We start from the raw sequence: 15,066 nt of genomic DNA on the forward strand, positions 1-15,066 counted from the left end.
GGGTCTCGATACGCCGCCGGAGGCGGCTACTCGACCAGCAAGGAGTTCAGAGGCGGCTGCTCGACCGGCGAAGACGGGCGGCTACTCGACCAGCACCGGGGCCGGAGCCTGCGACGACAGAGCCCTACTCGTCGAGTGCGAGCTCCTTGGGGAGCTCGAACTCCTTGCGGGACAGCTCCTCGACGTTGACGTCCTTGAACGTCAGCACGCGCACCGACTTCACGAAGCGGTCGGAGCGGTAGACGTCCCAGACCCACACGTCGCGCATGGTCAGCTCGAAGTAGAAGTCGTGCTCGGTGTCGCGGCGGACCAGGTCGACCTCGTTCGCCAGGTAGAACCGGCGCTCGGTCTCGACGACGTACGAGAACTGCGAGACGACGTCGCGGTACTCCCGGTACAGTGCCAGCTCGACCTCGCGGTCGTAGTCCTCGAATTCGTCCTCATCCATCGTTGGACAATCCTACGCCGCGCCGACGGGCCCGGACGCCGGGACCGCCTCCTTGGCGCTCTCCCGCGACTTCGACAGCCAGGTCACCCGGTGCAGCGGGGACGGTCCGACCCGCTCGATCCCCGCCCAGTGCGCCGCGCTGCCGTAGCCCTTGTTGCTGTCCCAGGCGTAGTCGGCGAAGTCGTCGTGGTGGCGCACCATCTGGCCGTCCCGGCCCACCTTCGCGAGCACGGAGGCGGCGGACACGGCGGCGCAGTCCCGATCGGCCTTCACGCGCGTGACGATCGTCAGCTCGGCCGCCCAGGTCCCCAGAGCGGGCGTCAGCCAGTCGTGGGCGCCGTCGAGGAGGACGACCGCGGTCGCGAGGTCCACGCCCTGATCGGCGAGGCGCTCGATCCCCCGCGACGCGGCGCGGCCGAGGCCGACGATGATCCCGGTCTCGTCGATCTCGTCCGCGGAGGACTCGCCGATCGCCCAGGCCGAGACCCACTTCGCCACTCCCGGCAGCAGCGCTTCGCGGCGGGCGGGAGCGAGCATCTTGGAGTCGCGGAGTCCTTCGGGGAAGCGCCCGCAGCGCGTGCCGATCGACACGACGCCGACCGAGACCGGGCCGGCGATGGCGCCGCGGCCGACCTCGTCGCAGCCGATGACCGTCTCGTAGCCCTGCCGGAAGAGGCGCCTCTCCTGGGTCAGCGTCGGCTCGGCGACGACCACCTAGCCCTGCCCGCTCTGCGCGTCGTCCGAGCCCTCCTCGGAGGCCTCGGTGTCGACTCCGCGGAACACCGACGGGTAGTCATCGAGCCACGCCCACTGCTGCACGGGCCAGGTCACGAGGATCGCGCGACCCACGACGTTGTCGATCGGCACGAACCCGCCGCCCGGCTTGTCGGTGTTGTAGCGGGAGTCGGCGGAGTTGTAGCGGTTGTCGCCCATCACCCAGAGCGAGCCCTCGGGCACCACGACGTCGAACGGGGTGGCCGAGACGGCCTGCACCCCGTCGGGGAGCTTCACGTATGGCTCGTCAATCGGGTTGCCGTTGATCTCGACCTGGCCGAGCGGAGTGCAGCAGGTCACGTGGTCGCCGGGCAGGCCGATGACGCGCTTGATGAGGTGGTCGTTGCTGTCGGGGGCGGTGAGGCCGACGAGCGCGAGAGCCGAGTCGACCGCGGCCTGGAACGGCGGCACGGAGGGCTCGGAGCTCGGCGAGAGCCAGCCGCCGGGATCGCGGAAGACGACGACGTCGCCGCGCGAGATCGGCACGACTCCGGGCACGAGCTCGTTCACGAGGATCCGGTCGTTCTCGACGAGCGTCTGCTCCATCGAGGAGGAGGGGATGTAGAACGAGCGGATCAGGAAGGTCTTCACCAGGAAGGAGACCAGCACCGCGACCACGAAGATGATCAGCACGTCGCGGAGGAAGAGCAGGACGCCCCGGCGCTTGCGCGGGCGCTTCTCGGACGGATCCGCCGAGTGGCGGGCGTGGTCCTCGCCTCCGGGGAGGCGGACCGGGGCCGTGCTGTCTGTCATCGCTCGCCGTCGCCCCTACTGTGCATCACCGGGTGGACTCCCCGGACGGATCGCCCCCGAGAAAGGGAGGAACCCCGGTCCATCATAGGTGGACCGGGGTTCCCGAGAAGTCGTGCGGATGCCGCTCAGGCGTCGCGCTTCTCCTTGATCTTGGCCTTCTTGCCGCGCAGGTTGCGCAGGTAGTAGAGCTTCGCGCGACGGACGTCACCGCGGGTGACGACCTCGATGTGGTCGATGACCGGCGAGTGCACGGGGAACGTGCGCTCGACGCCGACCTGGAAGCTCACCTTGCGGACGGTGAAGGTCTCGCGGACGCCCTCGTTGGAGCGGCCGATGACGACGCCCTGGAAGACCTGGATGCGCGAGCGGGAGCCCTCGACGATGTTGACGTGGACCTTGACGGTGTCGCCGGCGCGGAAGTCCGGGACATCGCTGCGGAGGGACGCCGCATCGACGGAATCGAGGATGTGCATGCTGTATCGCTCTCCGTGCCCGCCACAGGTCGAACACCGTTTCGTTGATGGAAGTCGGTCGTGCCCACGTCGTCGCGGCTCCCCTGTGGCAGAGCCTGCGCGAGGCACAAGCGCTCATTCTGCCATGCCGCGTCGATCCGCGTCAAAGCTGGGTGTTCCACGAGCAAGGCCCCGCAGCGGAACGACCCCTCGCGGGAGGCCTGTGCCCTCAGAGGACGATGGTCTGCCCGTCCTGGGGGCGCTCCGGGTCGAAGCCCTCGCCGGCGACGGGGCGGTGAGCGCCCTCGGCCTGCACGGACGCCGCCTCCGAGAAGGCGAGGAGAGTGGCGCGCGCGTCGGCGAGGAACCGCCACGCCGAGTGCCAGAAGGCGGCCACTCCGAGGACCACCGAGAGCAGGCCCAGCGCCCAGGCGCCGGGCGGGAAGAAGCCGAAGGCGATCAGGGAGAGGTGCCACGCGCCGACCACGGCCACGTCGCCCCACGCGGGGGTGCGCGTGGGCCGCACGGTCACCCGGAATGCGACGATCGCGGCCACAGCCGTGAGTGCGACCGCCAGAATGGGAAGGGCGATCACCAGGCCGAGCACGGTCCATCCGCTCGATCCTCCGAAGACCCCGTACCCGAAGAGGATCCAGAGGGGCAGCACGATCGCCGCCGGGAACTGCCAGGAACCGAATGCCCGTCGCGTGCGCATGCACCGACCGTACCCACCACCGCTGAACAACGGCTCAGCGGACCCCGAGAGGATCAGGATGATCGAGCTACGCACCCCCGCCGAGATCGAGGAGATGCGTCCCGCCGGCCGCTTCGTCGGCGAGGTACTGAAGGCCACCTCCGCCGCCGCCGCCGTGGGCGTGAACCTGCTGGAGCTCGACCGGCTCGCTCACGACATGATCCGCAGGGCCGGCGCCGAGTCCTGCTACATCGACTACCACCCCTCCTTCGGCGCGAGCCCCTTCGGCAAGGTCATCTGCACCTCCGTCAACGACGCGGTGCTGCACGGCCTGCCCTTCGACTACCGCCTGAAGGACGGCGACCTGCTCACCCTCGACTTCGCCGCCTCCGTGAACGGCTGGGTCGCCGACTCGGCGATCAGCGTCGTGGTCGGGACGCCGCGCGAGGAGGACCTCGCCCTCATCGACACCACCACCCGCGCGCTCGAGGCCGGCATCGCCGCCGCGCAGCCCGGGAAGAAGATCGGCGACATCTCCGCGGCCATCGCGGCCGTCGCGCGCGCCGAGGGCCTGTCCATCAACACCGACTTCGGCGGCCACGGTGTCGGCCGCACGATGCACGGCGACCCGCACATCCCCAACGACGGACGCGCCGGCCGCGGCTACCCGCTCCGCCCGGGCCTCGTCGTCGCGATCGAGCCGTGGTTCCTGCAGACGACCGACGAGATCTACACGGACAAGGACGGCTGGACCCTCCGCAGCCGCGACGGCTCGCGCGGCGCCCACATGGAGCACACGATCGCCATCACCGAGACGGGGAACGTCGTCCTCTCCGCTCGGGACTGACCGAGTAGTGGACAGCGACGCTATCCGATAGCGATACTGTCCGTGTGCGAATCTCGGAGCTCAGCCGCAGCAGCGGCGTCAGCCTGCCCACGATCAAGTACTACATCCGGGAGGGGCTGCTGCCGCCGGGCGACGCCGCCGGCCCCCAGCGGGCGGAGTACGGGGACGCCCACGTCGCCCGCCTGACGCTGCTCCGGGCGCTCATCGAGAGCGGCGGCGTCGGCATCGCCGGCGCGAAGCGGATCGCGGCCGCGCTCGACGCGGGCATCGGCCCGACTGCGGCGTTCGAGGTGGCGCAGGACGTGGTCTCCGTGAGCGCCGACTCGACGGCGTCCGCCACCGAGGCGTCGGTGCGGCGGATCGCCGAGACGGTGGGCGCCGACCACTGCGGCCACCCCGCCGTGGCGACGGCGGCCCGGGCGCTCGACGCGCTCGAGCTCTCCACCGGACCGATGAGCGCCCGCTGGCTCGAGGCCTACGCCCGCGCCGCCGCCCTCGTCGCCTCCGCCGACCTCGACGAGCTGCAGGCCCGCGAGAGCGTGAGCGAGCAGGCGGCCGTCGCCGCGGTCGGCACCGCGCTCGGAGACGTGGTGCTGCAGTCGCTCCGGCGCGTCGCCCAGGCTCGCGAGACGCAGAGCCGCTTCGGCGGCGGGGCCGAGGCGGTCCGATGAGCACGGCGACCGAGACGCCCGCGAGCACAGCCTCCGCCGCCCCGCACCGGCCCCTCCTGGTGCTCGCTGCCGCGATGGCGGTCGGCGCCCTCCTCTGTGTGATCGCACTGGTCGTCGATCCCCGCGAGCTCGGCGGGCAGCCGCTCTGGGCCAAGCCGCTGAAGTTCTGCCTGTCGATCGCGCTGTACGCCGTGACGCTCGCCTGGCTGATCGGGCTCGTGCCCCGCCGACGCCGCCTCGCCCGAGCGCTGGGCACGATCGCGGCGGTCGGCCTGGCGGTCGAGATGGTCGTGATCGGAGGCGCCGCCCTGGTCGGCGAGCGCAGCCACTTCGACGTCTCCACTCCCCTGCACGCTGCGCTCTGGGCCTCGATGGCCGTCTCGATCGTGGTGGTCTGGCTGGCGACGCTGGTCCTCGCCGCCCTCCTGGCGCGGGTGCCGCTCGGCGACCCGGCGCTGACGCTCGCCGTACGCGCCGGACTCGTGATCGGGCTCGTCGGGATGGGCCTCGCGTTCCTGATGACGGGCCCGTCGCCCGGCCAGATCAGCGACTACCAGGGCGTCGTCGGCGCGCACGCCGTCGGAGTCGCGGACGGCGGACCGGGACTCCCGCTGCTGGGCTGGAGCACCACCGGCGGCGATCTGCGCATCCCGCACTTCGTCGGGATGCACGCCCTCCAGGGGCTCCCGCTGCTCGCGCTGCTGCTCGGACGGCTGGCACCCCGGATCCCCGTGCTGCGCCCTGGATCGATCCGGCTGCGGCTCGTCGCACTGGCCTCGGCGGCCTGGGCGTCCGCCGTCGGCCTCACCTGCTGGCAGGCACTGCGCGGACAGGCGCTGACCGCACCGGATCCGATGACCCTCGCCGTCGCTACTGTGGCGGTGGTCGCCCTCGCTGGAGGCACGATCCTCACCCTCGCACGAACGGAGGCCCGCGCATGAGCCGGCTGCACCGCGGCTGGACGCCGCTCGGGATCGTCTACCTCGTCCTCGCCCTCGCCGGGCTGATCGGAACGTGGACCTGGAACGTGCGGGCGATGCAGGAGGGCGCGGACGTGCTGGCCGGCCTCGCCGCGGGCGGGCCGTGGGTGTCGTCGTTCTCGACCGACCTGCTGGTCGTCGCGATCGCGGCCGTCGCCTTCATGGTCGTGGAGGGCCGCCGGATCGGGATGCGCCGCGTCTGGATCCTGGTGCTGCTCGCGCCGCTGGTCGCCCTCGCGTTCGCGTTCCCGCTCTTCCTGGCCCTCCGCGACCGGCACCTGGCCCTCTCGACCCGGTGATCGCCGCCGCGAGATGCCACCTGTGAGGACGACACGCCGCGGCGCCGCGTCAGAGGTGGCATCTCGCAGCGGGGCTCAGGGCAGCAGTTCGGGGCGGACGCGGCGCGTGCGCTCGACGCTCTGCTCGTGGCGCCAGGTGGCGATCGCCCCGTGGTTGCCGCTGAGGAGCACCGGAGGGACGTCGAGGCCCCGCCAGGAGGCCGGCTTGGTGTAGCTCGGGTACTCGAGCAGCCCGTCGGAGTGGCTCTCCTCGACCAGGCTCGCCGGGTTGCCGACCACGCCCGGGACCAGGCGCCCGACGGCCTCGATCATCGCCATCACGGCGACCTCTCCTCCGTTGAGGACGTAGTCGCCGAGGCTGATCAGACGCACCCGCGCGCGCTCGGCCGTGTGGTCGACGACGCGCTGGTCGATGCCCTCGTAGCGGCCGCAGCCGAAGACGAGGGACGACTCCTCCGCGAGCTCGCGAGCGGTCGCCTGGGTGAAGAGCTCGCCCGCCGGCGAGGGGAAGATCACTACCGGATCCTCCGCCGAGGCGAGGATCGAGTCGAGCGCCTCGCCCCACGGCTCCGGACGCATCACCATGCCGGCTCCGCCGCCGTAGGGCGTGTCGTCGACGGTGCGGTGGCGGTCGTGGGTGAAGTCGCGGAGGTCGTGCACGCCGAGCTCGATCAGCCCGCTCTGCCGCGCACGGCCGAGCAGGCTGATGTCGAGCACGCCGAAGAACTCCGGGAAGATCGAGACGATGTCGATCCTCACGACCGGGGCTCCTCCTCGGAGGCGGCGTCGGAGGCGGCCGAGGGCTCGGCGCCGGCGGGCTCCTCGAGAGCGGCGTCCGTGTCAGCGGAGGGATCGGGCTCCGCAGCGTCAGCGGAGGCGTCCGGCTCGTCGGCGTCCGCGGGCGCGCTCAGCGCCGGATCCGCGAGGTCGACACCGCTGAGGTCGACCGCGGCGGGCTCCTCCTCGGGAGCCTCCTCGAACAGGCCGATCGGCGGCGTGACCGTGACGATCCCCGCGGCGGCGTCGACGGAGGGGACGATCGCGTTCACGAACGGCACCATCACCTCGCCGGAGGGGGTGCCGACGATGAGCAGGTCCTGTGCGGGGAAGTGGTCGACGCGGCGGACGGTGCCGACCTCGACGCCGTCGCGGACGACCTTCATGCCGACCAGCTGGTAGTCGTACCAGGAGTCGTCCTCGCCCGGCTGAGTCTGCACCTCCTCGTCGATCCAGAGGATCGCCTTCAGGAGGGTCTCGGCGGCGTTGCGGTCGTCGACGCCCCGGAAGAACGCGACGGGGTGGCTGTTGTACCAGCGCAGCTCGACGAGCTCGAGCTTCTTGCCGTGCCACTCGGAGGTGCGGGGCACCTGCAGTGTGAACGTGGATCCGGGAGTGAAGCGCTTGTCGGGCTCGTCCGTGTACAGCTCGAGCTTGATGGCGCCCTTGAGCCCGTGGGCCTTGGTGAGTCGGGCGACGCGGAGCTGCGTCGTGCCCGGTCCGGTGACCGACACCTCTACTTGTCGGTGTCGACGACGTCGACGCGCACGCGGCGCCCGTCGGCGAGCGCGGCGACGAGAGTGCGGACGGCCTTGGCGGTGCGACCGGAGCGTCCGATCACGCGGCCGAGGTCCTCGGGGTGCACGCGCACCTCGAGGACCTCTCCGCGCGGGGAGCTCGTGGCCACGACACTGACCTCATCGGGGTTCTCGACGATCCCCTTGACGAGGTGTTCGACGGCGGGAGCGAGCACTGACTACGCCTCGGTGGAGGTCTCGTCGGCGGTGTCCTCGACCGGGGCGGCCTTGGCCGGAGCCTCGGACTTCGGCTTGAGGACGGGCTTCTTCTTCGCGTCGACGACGAACGGAGCCTTGGGCTCCTTCACCTGGACGGTGCTGACGGCGTCGGCGTCGCCCTTGTAGCGGCCCCAGTCGCCGGTCAGCTTGAGGATCGCGGCGACCTGCTCGGTCGGCTGCGCGCCGACTCCGAGCCAGTACTGCGCGCGCTCCGAGTCGACCTGGATGAACGAGGGCTGCTCGGTGGGGTGGTACTTGCCGATCTCCTCGATCACGCGGCCGTCGCGCTTGGTGCGCGAGTCGGCGACGACGATGCGATAGTAGGGCGCCCGGATCTTGCCGAGGCGCTTCAGACGAATCTTGACAGCCACAATTCTCCTGTGTGGTCGTTGACCGGTGTCCGGTCGATGATGGATGAACTGAGCCGTGAGCGTGGGGGCACACCCGGCGGAAGCTCGAGGGGGTTTCGTCGGCGGTGAGTAGAGGGTCGACCGCCTCGGACCCGACGGATCATTCTGCCAGAAAAACCGCCCCGGTGCGGGCCCGGCACGCCGCCGCCGTCCGGCGCCCGCACGCGAGCGGGCCGGGCGGTGCCGGGAGAGCCGCCGCCGGGGGCTCGGCGTCCGCCCCGGCCGCAGGTGGCAGGATGGCGAGGCGCGTCCCGATCGGCGGACGCCCGGATCCGATGAGGACCACGCCATGGAGATCAGCTTCGCCGCATCAGACCGCTCCACGCTCGGGATCGAGTGGGAGGTCGCGATCGTCGACCGGCAGACGGGCGATCTCGCCAACGTCGCCGACGTGGTGCTGGAGGCGCTCCGCGGCGACGACGGTGCCCCGCACCCGCACATCACCGGCGAGCTCCTGCGCAACACGGTCGAGCTGGTCTCGGGCGTGCACACCTCCGTCCGCGACGCCGTCGCCGACCTGCAGGACCAGCTGCGGCAGGTGCGCGAAATCACCGACCCGATGGGACTCGACCTCGTGTGCTCGGGCACGCACCCGTTCGCGCAGTGGTTCGACCAGGCCATCACGGACAAGGAGCGGTACCACCGCCTCATCGACCGGACCCAATGGTGGGGCCGGAACATGATGATCTGGGGCATCCACGTGCACGTCGGCGTCGAGCACCGCGACAAGGTGCTGCCGATCCTGAACTCGCTGCTCGACTACTACCCGCATCTGCAGGCGCTCTCGGCGTCGAGCCCGTTCTGGGGCGGAGTCGACACGGGCTACGCCTCGAACCGCGCGCTGATGTTCCAGCAGCTGCCGACGGCGGGCCTGCCTCCGCAGTTCGGCGCCTGGGCGAACTACGAGGAGTACGTCGACGACATGATGCGCACCGGCGTCATCGACGACCACACGGAGGTCCGCTGGGACATCCGTCCCTCACCGCAGTGGGGCACGCTCGAGATGCGCGCGTGCGACGGCCTCTCCTCCGCGGAGGAGATCGGAGCGGTCGCGGCGCTGATCCAGTGCCTCGTCGAGCACCTCTCGTCGCGGCTGGACGCCGGCGAGGACCTGCCGACGATGCAGCCCTGGTACGTGCGCGAGAACAAGTGGCGCGCGGCCCGCTACGGCCTCGACGCCGAGATCATCCTCGACGCCGCCGGAGCCGAGCGGCTGGTCACCGACGACATCCGCGACCTGCTCGTCACCCTCGCGCCGGTCGCCGAGCGCCTCGACTGCGTGAAGGAGCTCGCCGACGTCGAGCTGATCCTGGTCGCGGGAGCGAGCTACCAGCGCCAGCTGCGCACGGCCGCGGCCAACGACGGCGATTTGAAGGCGGTCGTCCGGGCGCTCGCGGGCGAGCTGCGCGACGGATTGCAGGACCCCCGCTCGTGACGCGTCCCGTCCTCCTCGCCGCAGCCGCGATCGGCGCGCTGGCCCTCGGCCTCGCCGGCTGCTCGTCCTCGACGACGACCGGCCCGGCGACCGCGTCTCCCGCCGGCACCGCCACTCCCCTCCCCACCGTCACCGCCGATCCGCTGCCGCTCTCGATCGGCGGCTCCCTGCCCGCAGGCTCCCGCGTGACGATCGTCGGCGACAGCATCGTGCGCGGTCTGAACGTCGACCCCGAGCAGGCCTGGCCCGCACTCGTCGGCGACGACCTCGGCTGGGAGGTCACGAACCTGGGCTGCGACGGCGGCGGCTTCATCGAGCCGGGCGACTGCGGCGTCGCGATCGGCGACCGCGCGGAGGAGATCGCCGACACCCGGCCTGACGCGATCGTGCTGATCGCCAGCAGCAACGACCTGGGCTGGGATCCGGAGGACGTGGACGCCGCGATCGGGCCGGCAGTGGACGCGATCGTGTCCGCCTCGCCCTCGGCCCGGCTGATCGCGCTCGACTCGGTCTGGGGCCCCGACCCGCGCCCCTCCGATCTCGACGAGTACGACGCGGCTCTGGTCGAGGCCGTGACGGCCGCCGGCGGCGGTGCCCTGGAGTACCCCGACCCGCTCCGCGAGGACGGACTGCTCGGCGAGGACGGCGTGCATCCCACGGTCGAGGGCCAGCGGGCCCTGGCCGACGCTTTCGAGGTGGCGGCCGAGAAGTCCGGCCTCGCCAGGGCCGTGCCGACCGGCCAGCGCGCGACGGACGCTCCGGCGGCCTGACTCCGACGCGGGGCGCCGCCGTACCGGCGCCCCGACGGGTCAGCGCGCGGTGCTGTTCCGGCCGTCGCGCCAGCCGAGCAGGTCGCGCACGGGCGCGAGGTCGATGTCCGGACCGGTGATGCCGAGCGTGAACAGGCGGGCGCCCAGGTCGTACTGCTGGTCGAGCACGTCGAAGGAGGCGTCGCCGACTCCGCCGCGCACGCTCGCGCCGGTCGAGATCTCGATCGCCGCCGGATCGCGGTCGACGCGGCCGCACCACTCCGAGAGCACACCGAGCTTGCGCTCGAGCGTCGGGACGTCCGAGAAGCTGTGCCAGATGTCGGCGTGCTCGGCGACGATCCGCAGCGTCTTCTTCTCGCCGCCGCCGCCGATCATCACCGGGATGTCGCGGGTGGGCGCCGGGTTGAGCATCGACCACCGGCTGCGGATGCGCGGCATCGCCTCGGAGAGCTCGTCGAGGCGGGAGCCGGGGGTGCCGAACTCGTAGCCGTACTCCTCGTAGTCCCGCTCGAACCAGCCCGAGCCGATGCCGAAGATCAGACGGCCCTCGGCGCCCTTGGCGCTGATGTGGTCGACCGTGCGCGCCATGTCGGCGAGGAGGTCGGGGTTCCGGTAGCTGTTGCACGTGACCAGCGGGCCGAACTCGATGCGGCTGGTCTGCTCGGCCCAGGCCGCGAGCATGCTCCAGCCCTCGAAGTGCAGGCCGTTCGGCTCTCCGGAGAGCGGGAAGAAGTGGTCCCAGTTGAAGGCGATGTCGACGCCGAGGTCCTCGAGCTCGGCGAGCGTGTCGCGGATGACCTCGTAGGGGACGTGCTGCGGTGCGATCTGGACGCCGATGCGGACGGGGCGCGCGTGTGCGGTTGTCATGCCCTCACGCTAGCGAGCGGTGCGCGCCCTGGGGATCCCCGGCGTCGCTCCGAGCAGCCCCGCTACTCCCCCGCCGGATCCGGCGAGGCGGTCGGGGCCTCGTCGCTCGTGGAGCGCGCGAGCTTGACGACCGTGGCGCCGTCGTCGTCGAACAGGCGGAGCCGCCCGCCGTCGAGCGAGGCCATCGCCGCCCCCGAGAAGATCCTCGGCAGGGCGACGCCGTCGCAGGCGATCTCCGTGCTGGGCCCCGCCGAGACGGAGAGCGCGCCCTCTCCGTCGATCGACCACTCGCCCTGCGCGCCGTTGCAGCCGTCGGAGCCCGTCCAGGTGCCGTCCTCCGCGATCAGGAGGAACGGCACGTCGGGCGCGTCGTAGGACACGCCCGTCACCCAGCGGCCGACCAGGTCCTCCGGGGAGGGCGCGGTCATCGCGTCGACCCCGGAGCCCTCGGCGCAACCGGTGAGCCCGAGCACGGCCGCGAGGACGAGGACACCGCCCGCGCGTCCGGCCGAGACCCGCCTCATCGCCCGAGGAGCTTCTGCAGCTGCTCGAGCTCCTCCGGCGTGGGCTGGGCGCCCTTGCCGGCACCGCCGCCCAGGCCGAAGCCGGAGCCGCCCGCCTCGCCCGGGCGGGGCCCGGAGGTGATCGCGGCGTTCTCGGCGGCCCGCTTGGCGGGGTTGCCGGACTTGCTGCTCTTCTTCTTCTGCGGCTTCGGACGGCCCTGGTAGCCGGCTCCGGGCACGGGACCCATGCCGGGGACGGAGGGCATCCCGCCCTTGGCGACCGTCTTCATCATCTTGGCGGCCTGCTCGAAGCGCTGGACGAGCTGGTTGACGTCCGTGACCGTCATGCCGGAGCCGCGCGCGATGCGCAGGCGGCGCGAGCCGTTGAGCAGCTTGGGATTGACCCGCTCCGCCTTCGTCATCGACTGGATGATCGCCTCGGTGCGCACGATCTCGCGCTCGTCGAACTGGTCGAGCTGCTCGCGCATGCCCTTCGCGCCGGGCAGCATGCCGATCATCTTCTTGATCGAGCCCATGTTGCGCAGCTGCTGCATCTGGCCGAGGAAGTCGTCCAGGGTGAACGTGTCCCCCATGATCTTCTCGGCGATCTTGCGCGCCTCGTCCTCGTCGAACGCGGACTGCGCCTGCTCGATGAGGGTGAGCACGTCGCCGAGGTCGAGGATGCGGCTCGCCATGCGGTCGGGGTGGAACTGCTCGAAGTCGTCGAGCGACTCGCCCGTGGAGGCGAAGAGGATCGGGCGGCCGGTGAGCGAGGCGACCGAGAGCGCCGCGCCGCCGCGGGCGTCTCCGTCGAGCTTGGAGAGGACGACGCCGGTGAAGTCGACGCCCTCCTGGAAGGCCTTCGCGGTCGCGACCGCGTCCTGGCCGATCATCGCGTCGATGACGAACAGCACCTCGTCGGGGTTCGTGACGCGGCGGATGTCGGCGGCCTGCTTCATCATGTCGGCGTCGACGCCGAGGCGTCCGGCCGTGTCGATGATGACCGTGTCGTACTGCTTGTCGGTCGCGAAGCGGATCGCGTTCTGTGCGACCTTGACCGGGTTGCCGACGCCGTTGCCCGGCTCGGGCGCGTAGACCGCGACTCCGGCCTGCTCGCCGACGACCTGCAGCTGCTGCACCGCGTTGGGGCGCTGAAGGTCGGCCGCGACGAGCAGCGGGGTGTGGCCGTCCTTGCCGAGGTACTTGCCGAGCTTGCCCGCGAGCGTCGTCTTGCCCGCGCCCTGGAGGCCGGCGAGCATGATGACGGTCGGCGGGCGCTTGGCGAACTCGAGGCGGCGCGACTGCCCGCCGAGGATCGCGACGAGCTCCTCGTTGACGATCTGGACGACCTGCTGGGCCGGGTTAAGCGCCTTGTTGACCTCGTCGCCGAGGGCGCGCTCGCGGACCTTGCCGGTGAACTCCTTCACGACCTCCAGCGCGACGTCGGCGTCGAGCAGCGCGCGCCGGATCTCACGGACGGTGCCGTCGACGTCCGACGCGGAGAGCTTGCCCTTCGTGCGGAGGTTCTTGAAGGTCTCGACGAGTCGATCGGAGAGGGTGCCGAAAGTAGCCATGATGCCCGGAATTCTACCGGAGGCCCGGAGGGTCTGCGGGCGGGGACGCCGATCGGGCCGCGATCGGCGCGATCACGGCGGCCCGGATTAACTGGTCCCGGTCCAAGAAGCGGGTTAGGGTGGCCCGGTGATCGAGACACTGGTGGCGGGCGACTCCGCGGACCCCCTGGACTACCGCGACGGCTGGGAGCTCCAGCGACGCCTGCACGCCGAGGTGGTGGCGGGCCGGAGGCCGGACACCCTCGTGCTGTGCGAGCACTCCTCCGTCTACACCGCCGGCAAGCGCACCGAGGCGCACGAGCGCCCGGACGACGGCTCGCCCGTGGTCGACGTCGACCGCGGAGGTCGGATCACCTGGCACGGCCCGGGCCAGCTCGTCGGCTACCCGATCGTGCGGCTCGGCGAGCCCGTCGACGTGGTCGCCTACGTCCGCTCGCTGGAGGGCGTGCTGATCGCCGCGCTCGACGACCTGGGCGTGCAGGGGCAGCGCGTCGGCGGGCGCTCGGGAGTGTGGATCCCGAGGGACGGCGGCGCCGACAAGATCGCCGCGATCGGCATCCGCGTCGCCTCGGGCGTGACGATGCACGGCTTCGCCCTCAACGTCTCGAACAGCCTCGAGCCCTACGCCCGCATCGTCGCCTGCGGCATCGCCGACGCCGGGGTGACGACGCTCGAGCGCGAGCGCGGCGAAGCTCCTCCCATGGAGGCCGTGCGGGCGCGAGTGGCGGCGCGCTTCTCGGAGGCGGCCCCCGCCTTCTCCGCACGGGTCGAGGAGGTCGCCGCGTGAGCGCCGAGGCCGGCGGCCGCAAGCTCCTGCGGCTGGAGATCCGCAACGCCGAGACGCCGATCGAGCGCAAGCCCGAGTGGATCCGCACGAAGGCCTCGATGGGCCCGGAGTACCGGCAGCTGCAGTCACTGGTGAAGAGCGAGGAGCTGCACACGGTCTGCCAGGAGGCGGGGTGCCCCAACATCTTCGAGTGCTGGGAGGACCGGGAGGCGACCTTCCTCATCGGAGGCGCCCAGTGCACCCGCCGCTGCGACTTCTGCCAGATCGACACCGGGAAGCCCGCGGACTACGACGCGGACGAGCCCCGGCGGGTCGGCGAGTCCGTGGCCCGGATGAACCTCCGCTACGCGACCGTCACCGGAGTCGCCCGCGACGACCTGCCGGACGAGGGCTCCTGGCTCTACGCCGAGACCATCCGCCAGATCCACGCCCAGGCCCCGGGCACGGGAGTCGAGATCCTGGTACCGGACTTCACCGGCCGCGCCGAGCACCTGCAGCGGGTGTTCGAGGCGGAGCCGGAGGTCTTCGCCCACAACGTCGAGACGGTGCCGCGGATCTTCAAGCGCATCCGACCGGCCTTCCGCTACGAGCGCTCGCTCGACGTGCTCACCCAGGGCAGGGAGGCGGGGCTGATCACGAAGTCGAATCTCATCCTCGGCATGGGCGAGGAGCGGGAGGAGATCTCGCAGGCGCTGCAGGACCTCTACGACGCCGGCACCGACATCGTGACCATCACGCAGTACCTCCGCCCGACGCCGCGGCACCTGCCGGTGGACCGCTGGGTGCACCCGGAGGAGTTCGTGGCGATCAAGGAGGAGGCCGAGGACATCGGCTTCCTCGGTGTCCTCGCCGGGCCCCTGGTCCGCTCCTCCTACCGGGCCGGTCGGCTCTGGGCGCGCTCGATGGAGTCGAAGGGGCTGCCGGTTCCGGAGCACCTGCGGCACCTGGCCGACGCGGCGCTGGGCTTCTCGCAGGCGGTGTAGCCCGTCACCGGGACAGCTCAGGCGCG

The 15,066-nt window shown here is 71.6% G+C and carries 19 protein-coding genes and 1 pseudogene; 8 read left to right on the top strand and 12 right to left on the bottom strand.

What is annotated here, in order from left to right; genetic code table 11:
• Positions 1 to 124: 124 nt before the first annotated feature.
• The 5 genes from C5C24_RS09355 to C5C24_RS09375 all read right to left on the bottom strand — a co-directional run bounded on the left by C5C24_RS09355 (position 125) and on the right by C5C24_RS09375 (position 3,142).
• Positions 125 to 448, bottom strand: a complete 324-nt coding sequence (locus tag C5C24_RS09355; protein WP_055792576.1) for a DUF2469 domain-containing protein — start codon at positions 446 to 448, stop codon at positions 125 to 127.
• Positions 449 to 460: 12 nt separating this feature from the next.
• Positions 461 to 1,162, bottom strand: coding sequence for a ribonuclease HII (locus tag C5C24_RS09360; protein WP_104304802.1), 702 nt, complete (start codon positions 1,160 to 1,162; stop codon positions 461 to 463).
• Positions 1,163 to 1,975: a signal peptidase I gene (gene lepB, locus C5C24_RS09365; RefSeq protein ID WP_104250528.1), complete on the bottom strand. Its 813-nt coding sequence runs from the start codon at positions 1,973 to 1,975 to the stop codon at positions 1,163 to 1,165.
• 125 nt (positions 1,976 to 2,100) lie between these two features.
• On the bottom strand, positions 2,101 to 2,448 hold the full coding sequence (gene rplS, locus C5C24_RS09370; protein ID WP_104223904.1) for a 50S ribosomal protein L19: 348 nt from the start codon (positions 2,446 to 2,448) through the stop codon (positions 2,101 to 2,103).
• A 208-nt stretch (positions 2,449 to 2,656) separates the two neighbouring features.
• Positions 2,657 to 3,142, bottom strand: a complete 486-nt coding sequence (locus C5C24_RS09375) for a hypothetical protein (RefSeq protein ID WP_104280501.1) — start codon at positions 3,140 to 3,142, stop codon at positions 2,657 to 2,659.
• A 58-nt stretch (positions 3,143 to 3,200) separates the two neighbouring features.
• On the opposite strand from C5C24_RS09375, the gene map reads away from it, so the two are divergent.
• The 4 genes from map to C5C24_RS09395 are packed head-to-tail and all read left to right on the top strand — an operon-like array spanning position 3,201 to position 5,918.
• Entirely contained in the window at positions 3,201 to 3,968 is a 768-nt protein-coding gene (map, locus tag C5C24_RS09380; RefSeq protein ID WP_104280500.1) for a type I methionyl aminopeptidase, read from the top strand.
• Between the two features lie 44 nt (positions 3,969 to 4,012).
• Positions 4,013 to 4,639, top strand: a complete 627-nt coding sequence (locus tag C5C24_RS09385; protein ID WP_104280499.1) for a MerR family transcriptional regulator — start codon at positions 4,013 to 4,015, stop codon at positions 4,637 to 4,639.
• Positions 4,636 to 5,580: a hypothetical protein gene (locus tag C5C24_RS09390; RefSeq protein WP_104304803.1), complete on the top strand. Its 945-nt coding sequence runs from the start codon at positions 4,636 to 4,638 to the stop codon at positions 5,578 to 5,580. The genes C5C24_RS09385 and C5C24_RS09390 overlap by 4 nt, the downstream gene beginning before the upstream one ends.
• The gene (locus C5C24_RS09395) at positions 5,577 to 5,918 is read left to right on the top strand and encodes a DUF2834 domain-containing protein (RefSeq protein ID WP_104280497.1); all 342 of its coding nucleotides are present in this window, start codon (positions 5,577 to 5,579) and stop codon (positions 5,916 to 5,918) included. Before C5C24_RS09390 ends, C5C24_RS09395 begins: the two co-directional genes overlap by 4 nt.
• A 75-nt stretch (positions 5,919 to 5,993) precedes the next feature.
• Here the strand turns inward: C5C24_RS09395 and trmD are convergent, their stop codons facing one another.
• From trmD to rpsP, 4 genes and pseudogenes are all read right to left on the bottom strand, one after another.
• Positions 5,994 to 6,677: a tRNA (guanosine(37)-N1)-methyltransferase TrmD gene (gene trmD, locus C5C24_RS09400; protein WP_104304804.1), complete on the bottom strand. Its 684-nt coding sequence runs from the start codon at positions 6,675 to 6,677 to the stop codon at positions 5,994 to 5,996.
• A gap of 125 nt (positions 6,678 to 6,802) precedes the next feature.
• Positions 6,803 to 7,429, bottom strand: a pseudogene (gene rimM / locus C5C24_RS09405) (ribosome maturation factor RimM); the annotation flags it as partial.
• 2 nt (positions 7,430 to 7,431) lie between these two features.
• Positions 7,432 to 7,668, bottom strand: a complete 237-nt coding sequence (locus tag C5C24_RS09410; protein ID WP_068210678.1) for an RNA-binding protein — start codon at positions 7,666 to 7,668, stop codon at positions 7,432 to 7,434.
• 3 nt (positions 7,669 to 7,671) lie between these two features.
• Entirely contained in the window at positions 7,672 to 8,082 is a 411-nt protein-coding gene (gene rpsP / locus C5C24_RS09415; RefSeq protein ID WP_104275986.1) for a 30S ribosomal protein S16, read from the bottom strand.
• A gap of 328 nt (positions 8,083 to 8,410) precedes the next feature.
• Here rpsP and C5C24_RS09420 point away from each other — a divergent pair, with 328 nt between their 5' ends.
• Together C5C24_RS09420 and C5C24_RS09425 are read left to right on the top strand one after the other, a co-directional pair.
• Positions 8,411 to 9,556 carry a glutamate--cysteine ligase gene (locus C5C24_RS09420; protein ID WP_104304806.1) on the top strand — a complete coding sequence of 382 codons (1,146 nt, stop codon included), beginning with the start codon at positions 8,411 to 8,413 and terminating at the stop codon, positions 9,554 to 9,556.
• Entirely contained in the window at positions 9,553 to 10,326 is a 774-nt protein-coding gene (locus C5C24_RS09425; protein ID WP_104304807.1) for an SGNH/GDSL hydrolase family protein, read from the top strand. Before C5C24_RS09420 ends, C5C24_RS09425 begins: the two co-directional genes overlap by 4 nt.
• Positions 10,327 to 10,365: 39 nt before the next feature.
• Here the strand turns inward: C5C24_RS09425 and C5C24_RS09430 are convergent, their stop codons facing one another.
• From C5C24_RS09430 to ffh, 3 genes are all read right to left on the bottom strand, one after another.
• Positions 10,366 to 11,193, bottom strand: a complete 828-nt coding sequence (locus C5C24_RS09430; protein WP_104223915.1) for an LLM class F420-dependent oxidoreductase — start codon at positions 11,191 to 11,193, stop codon at positions 10,366 to 10,368.
• A 62-nt stretch (positions 11,194 to 11,255) separates the two neighbouring features.
• Positions 11,256 to 11,717, bottom strand: coding sequence for an META domain-containing protein (locus C5C24_RS09435; protein WP_104280492.1), 462 nt, complete (start codon positions 11,715 to 11,717; stop codon positions 11,256 to 11,258).
• Complete coding sequence (gene ffh, locus C5C24_RS09440; protein ID WP_104275982.1) at positions 11,714 to 13,270, bottom strand: signal recognition particle protein; 1,557 nt, start codon at positions 13,268 to 13,270, stop codon at positions 11,714 to 11,716. Before ffh ends, C5C24_RS09435 begins: the two co-directional genes overlap by 4 nt.
• Positions 13,271 to 13,397: 127 nt before the next feature.
• Here ffh and lipB point away from each other — a divergent pair, with 127 nt between their 5' ends.
• Positions 13,398 to 14,057: a lipoyl(octanoyl) transferase LipB gene (lipB, locus tag C5C24_RS09445; protein ID WP_104275981.1), complete on the top strand. Its 660-nt coding sequence runs from the start codon at positions 13,398 to 13,400 to the stop codon at positions 14,055 to 14,057.
• Positions 14,054 to 15,040, top strand: a complete 987-nt coding sequence (gene lipA, locus C5C24_RS09450) for a lipoyl synthase (protein WP_104304808.1) — start codon at positions 14,054 to 14,056, stop codon at positions 15,038 to 15,040. Before lipB ends, lipA begins: the two co-directional genes overlap by 4 nt.
• Positions 15,041 to 15,066 lie beyond the last annotated feature (26 nt).

Origin of the sequence: Rathayibacter sp. AY2B3, assembly GCF_002931755.1 — a bacterium.
GTDB lineage: Bacteria > Actinomycetota > Actinomycetes > Actinomycetales > Microbacteriaceae > Rathayibacter.

What these genes read in the sequence shown, in the direction of transcription:
- C5C24_RS09420 (WP_104304806.1), top strand. Translation starts at nt 8,411, where the DNA reads ATGGAGATCAGCTTCGCCGCATCAGACCGCTCCACGCTCGGGATCGAG.
- map (WP_104280500.1), top strand. Translation starts at nt 3,201, where the DNA reads ATGATCGAGCTACGCACCCCCGCCGAGATCGAGGAGATGCGTCCCGCC.
- ffh (WP_104275982.1), bottom strand. Translation starts at nt 13,270, where the DNA reads ATGGCTACTTTCGGCACCCTCTCCGATCGACTCGTCGAGACCTTCAAG.
- C5C24_RS09395 (WP_104280497.1), top strand. Translation starts at nt 5,577, where the DNA reads ATGAGCCGGCTGCACCGCGGCTGGACGCCGCTCGGGATCGTCTACCTC.
- C5C24_RS09435 (WP_104280492.1), bottom strand. Translation starts at nt 11,717, where the DNA reads ATGAGGCGGGTCTCGGCCGGACGCGCGGGCGGTGTCCTCGTCCTCGCG.
- rplS (WP_104223904.1), bottom strand. Translation starts at nt 2,448, where the DNA reads ATGCACATCCTCGATTCCGTCGATGCGGCGTCCCTCCGCAGCGATGTC.
- C5C24_RS09390 (WP_104304803.1), top strand. Translation starts at nt 4,636, where the DNA reads ATGAGCACGGCGACCGAGACGCCCGCGAGCACAGCCTCCGCCGCCCCG.
- C5C24_RS09430 (WP_104223915.1), bottom strand. Translation starts at nt 11,193, where the DNA reads ATGACAACCGCACACGCGCGCCCCGTCCGCATCGGCGTCCAGATCGCA.
- C5C24_RS09375 (WP_104280501.1), bottom strand. Translation starts at nt 3,142, where the DNA reads ATGCGCACGCGACGGGCATTCGGTTCCTGGCAGTTCCCGGCGGCGATC.
- C5C24_RS09355 (WP_055792576.1), bottom strand. Translation starts at nt 448, where the DNA reads ATGGATGAGGACGAATTCGAGGACTACGACCGCGAGGTCGAGCTGGCA.
- lepB (WP_104250528.1), bottom strand. Translation starts at nt 1,975, where the DNA reads ATGACAGACAGCACGGCCCCGGTCCGCCTCCCCGGAGGCGAGGACCAC.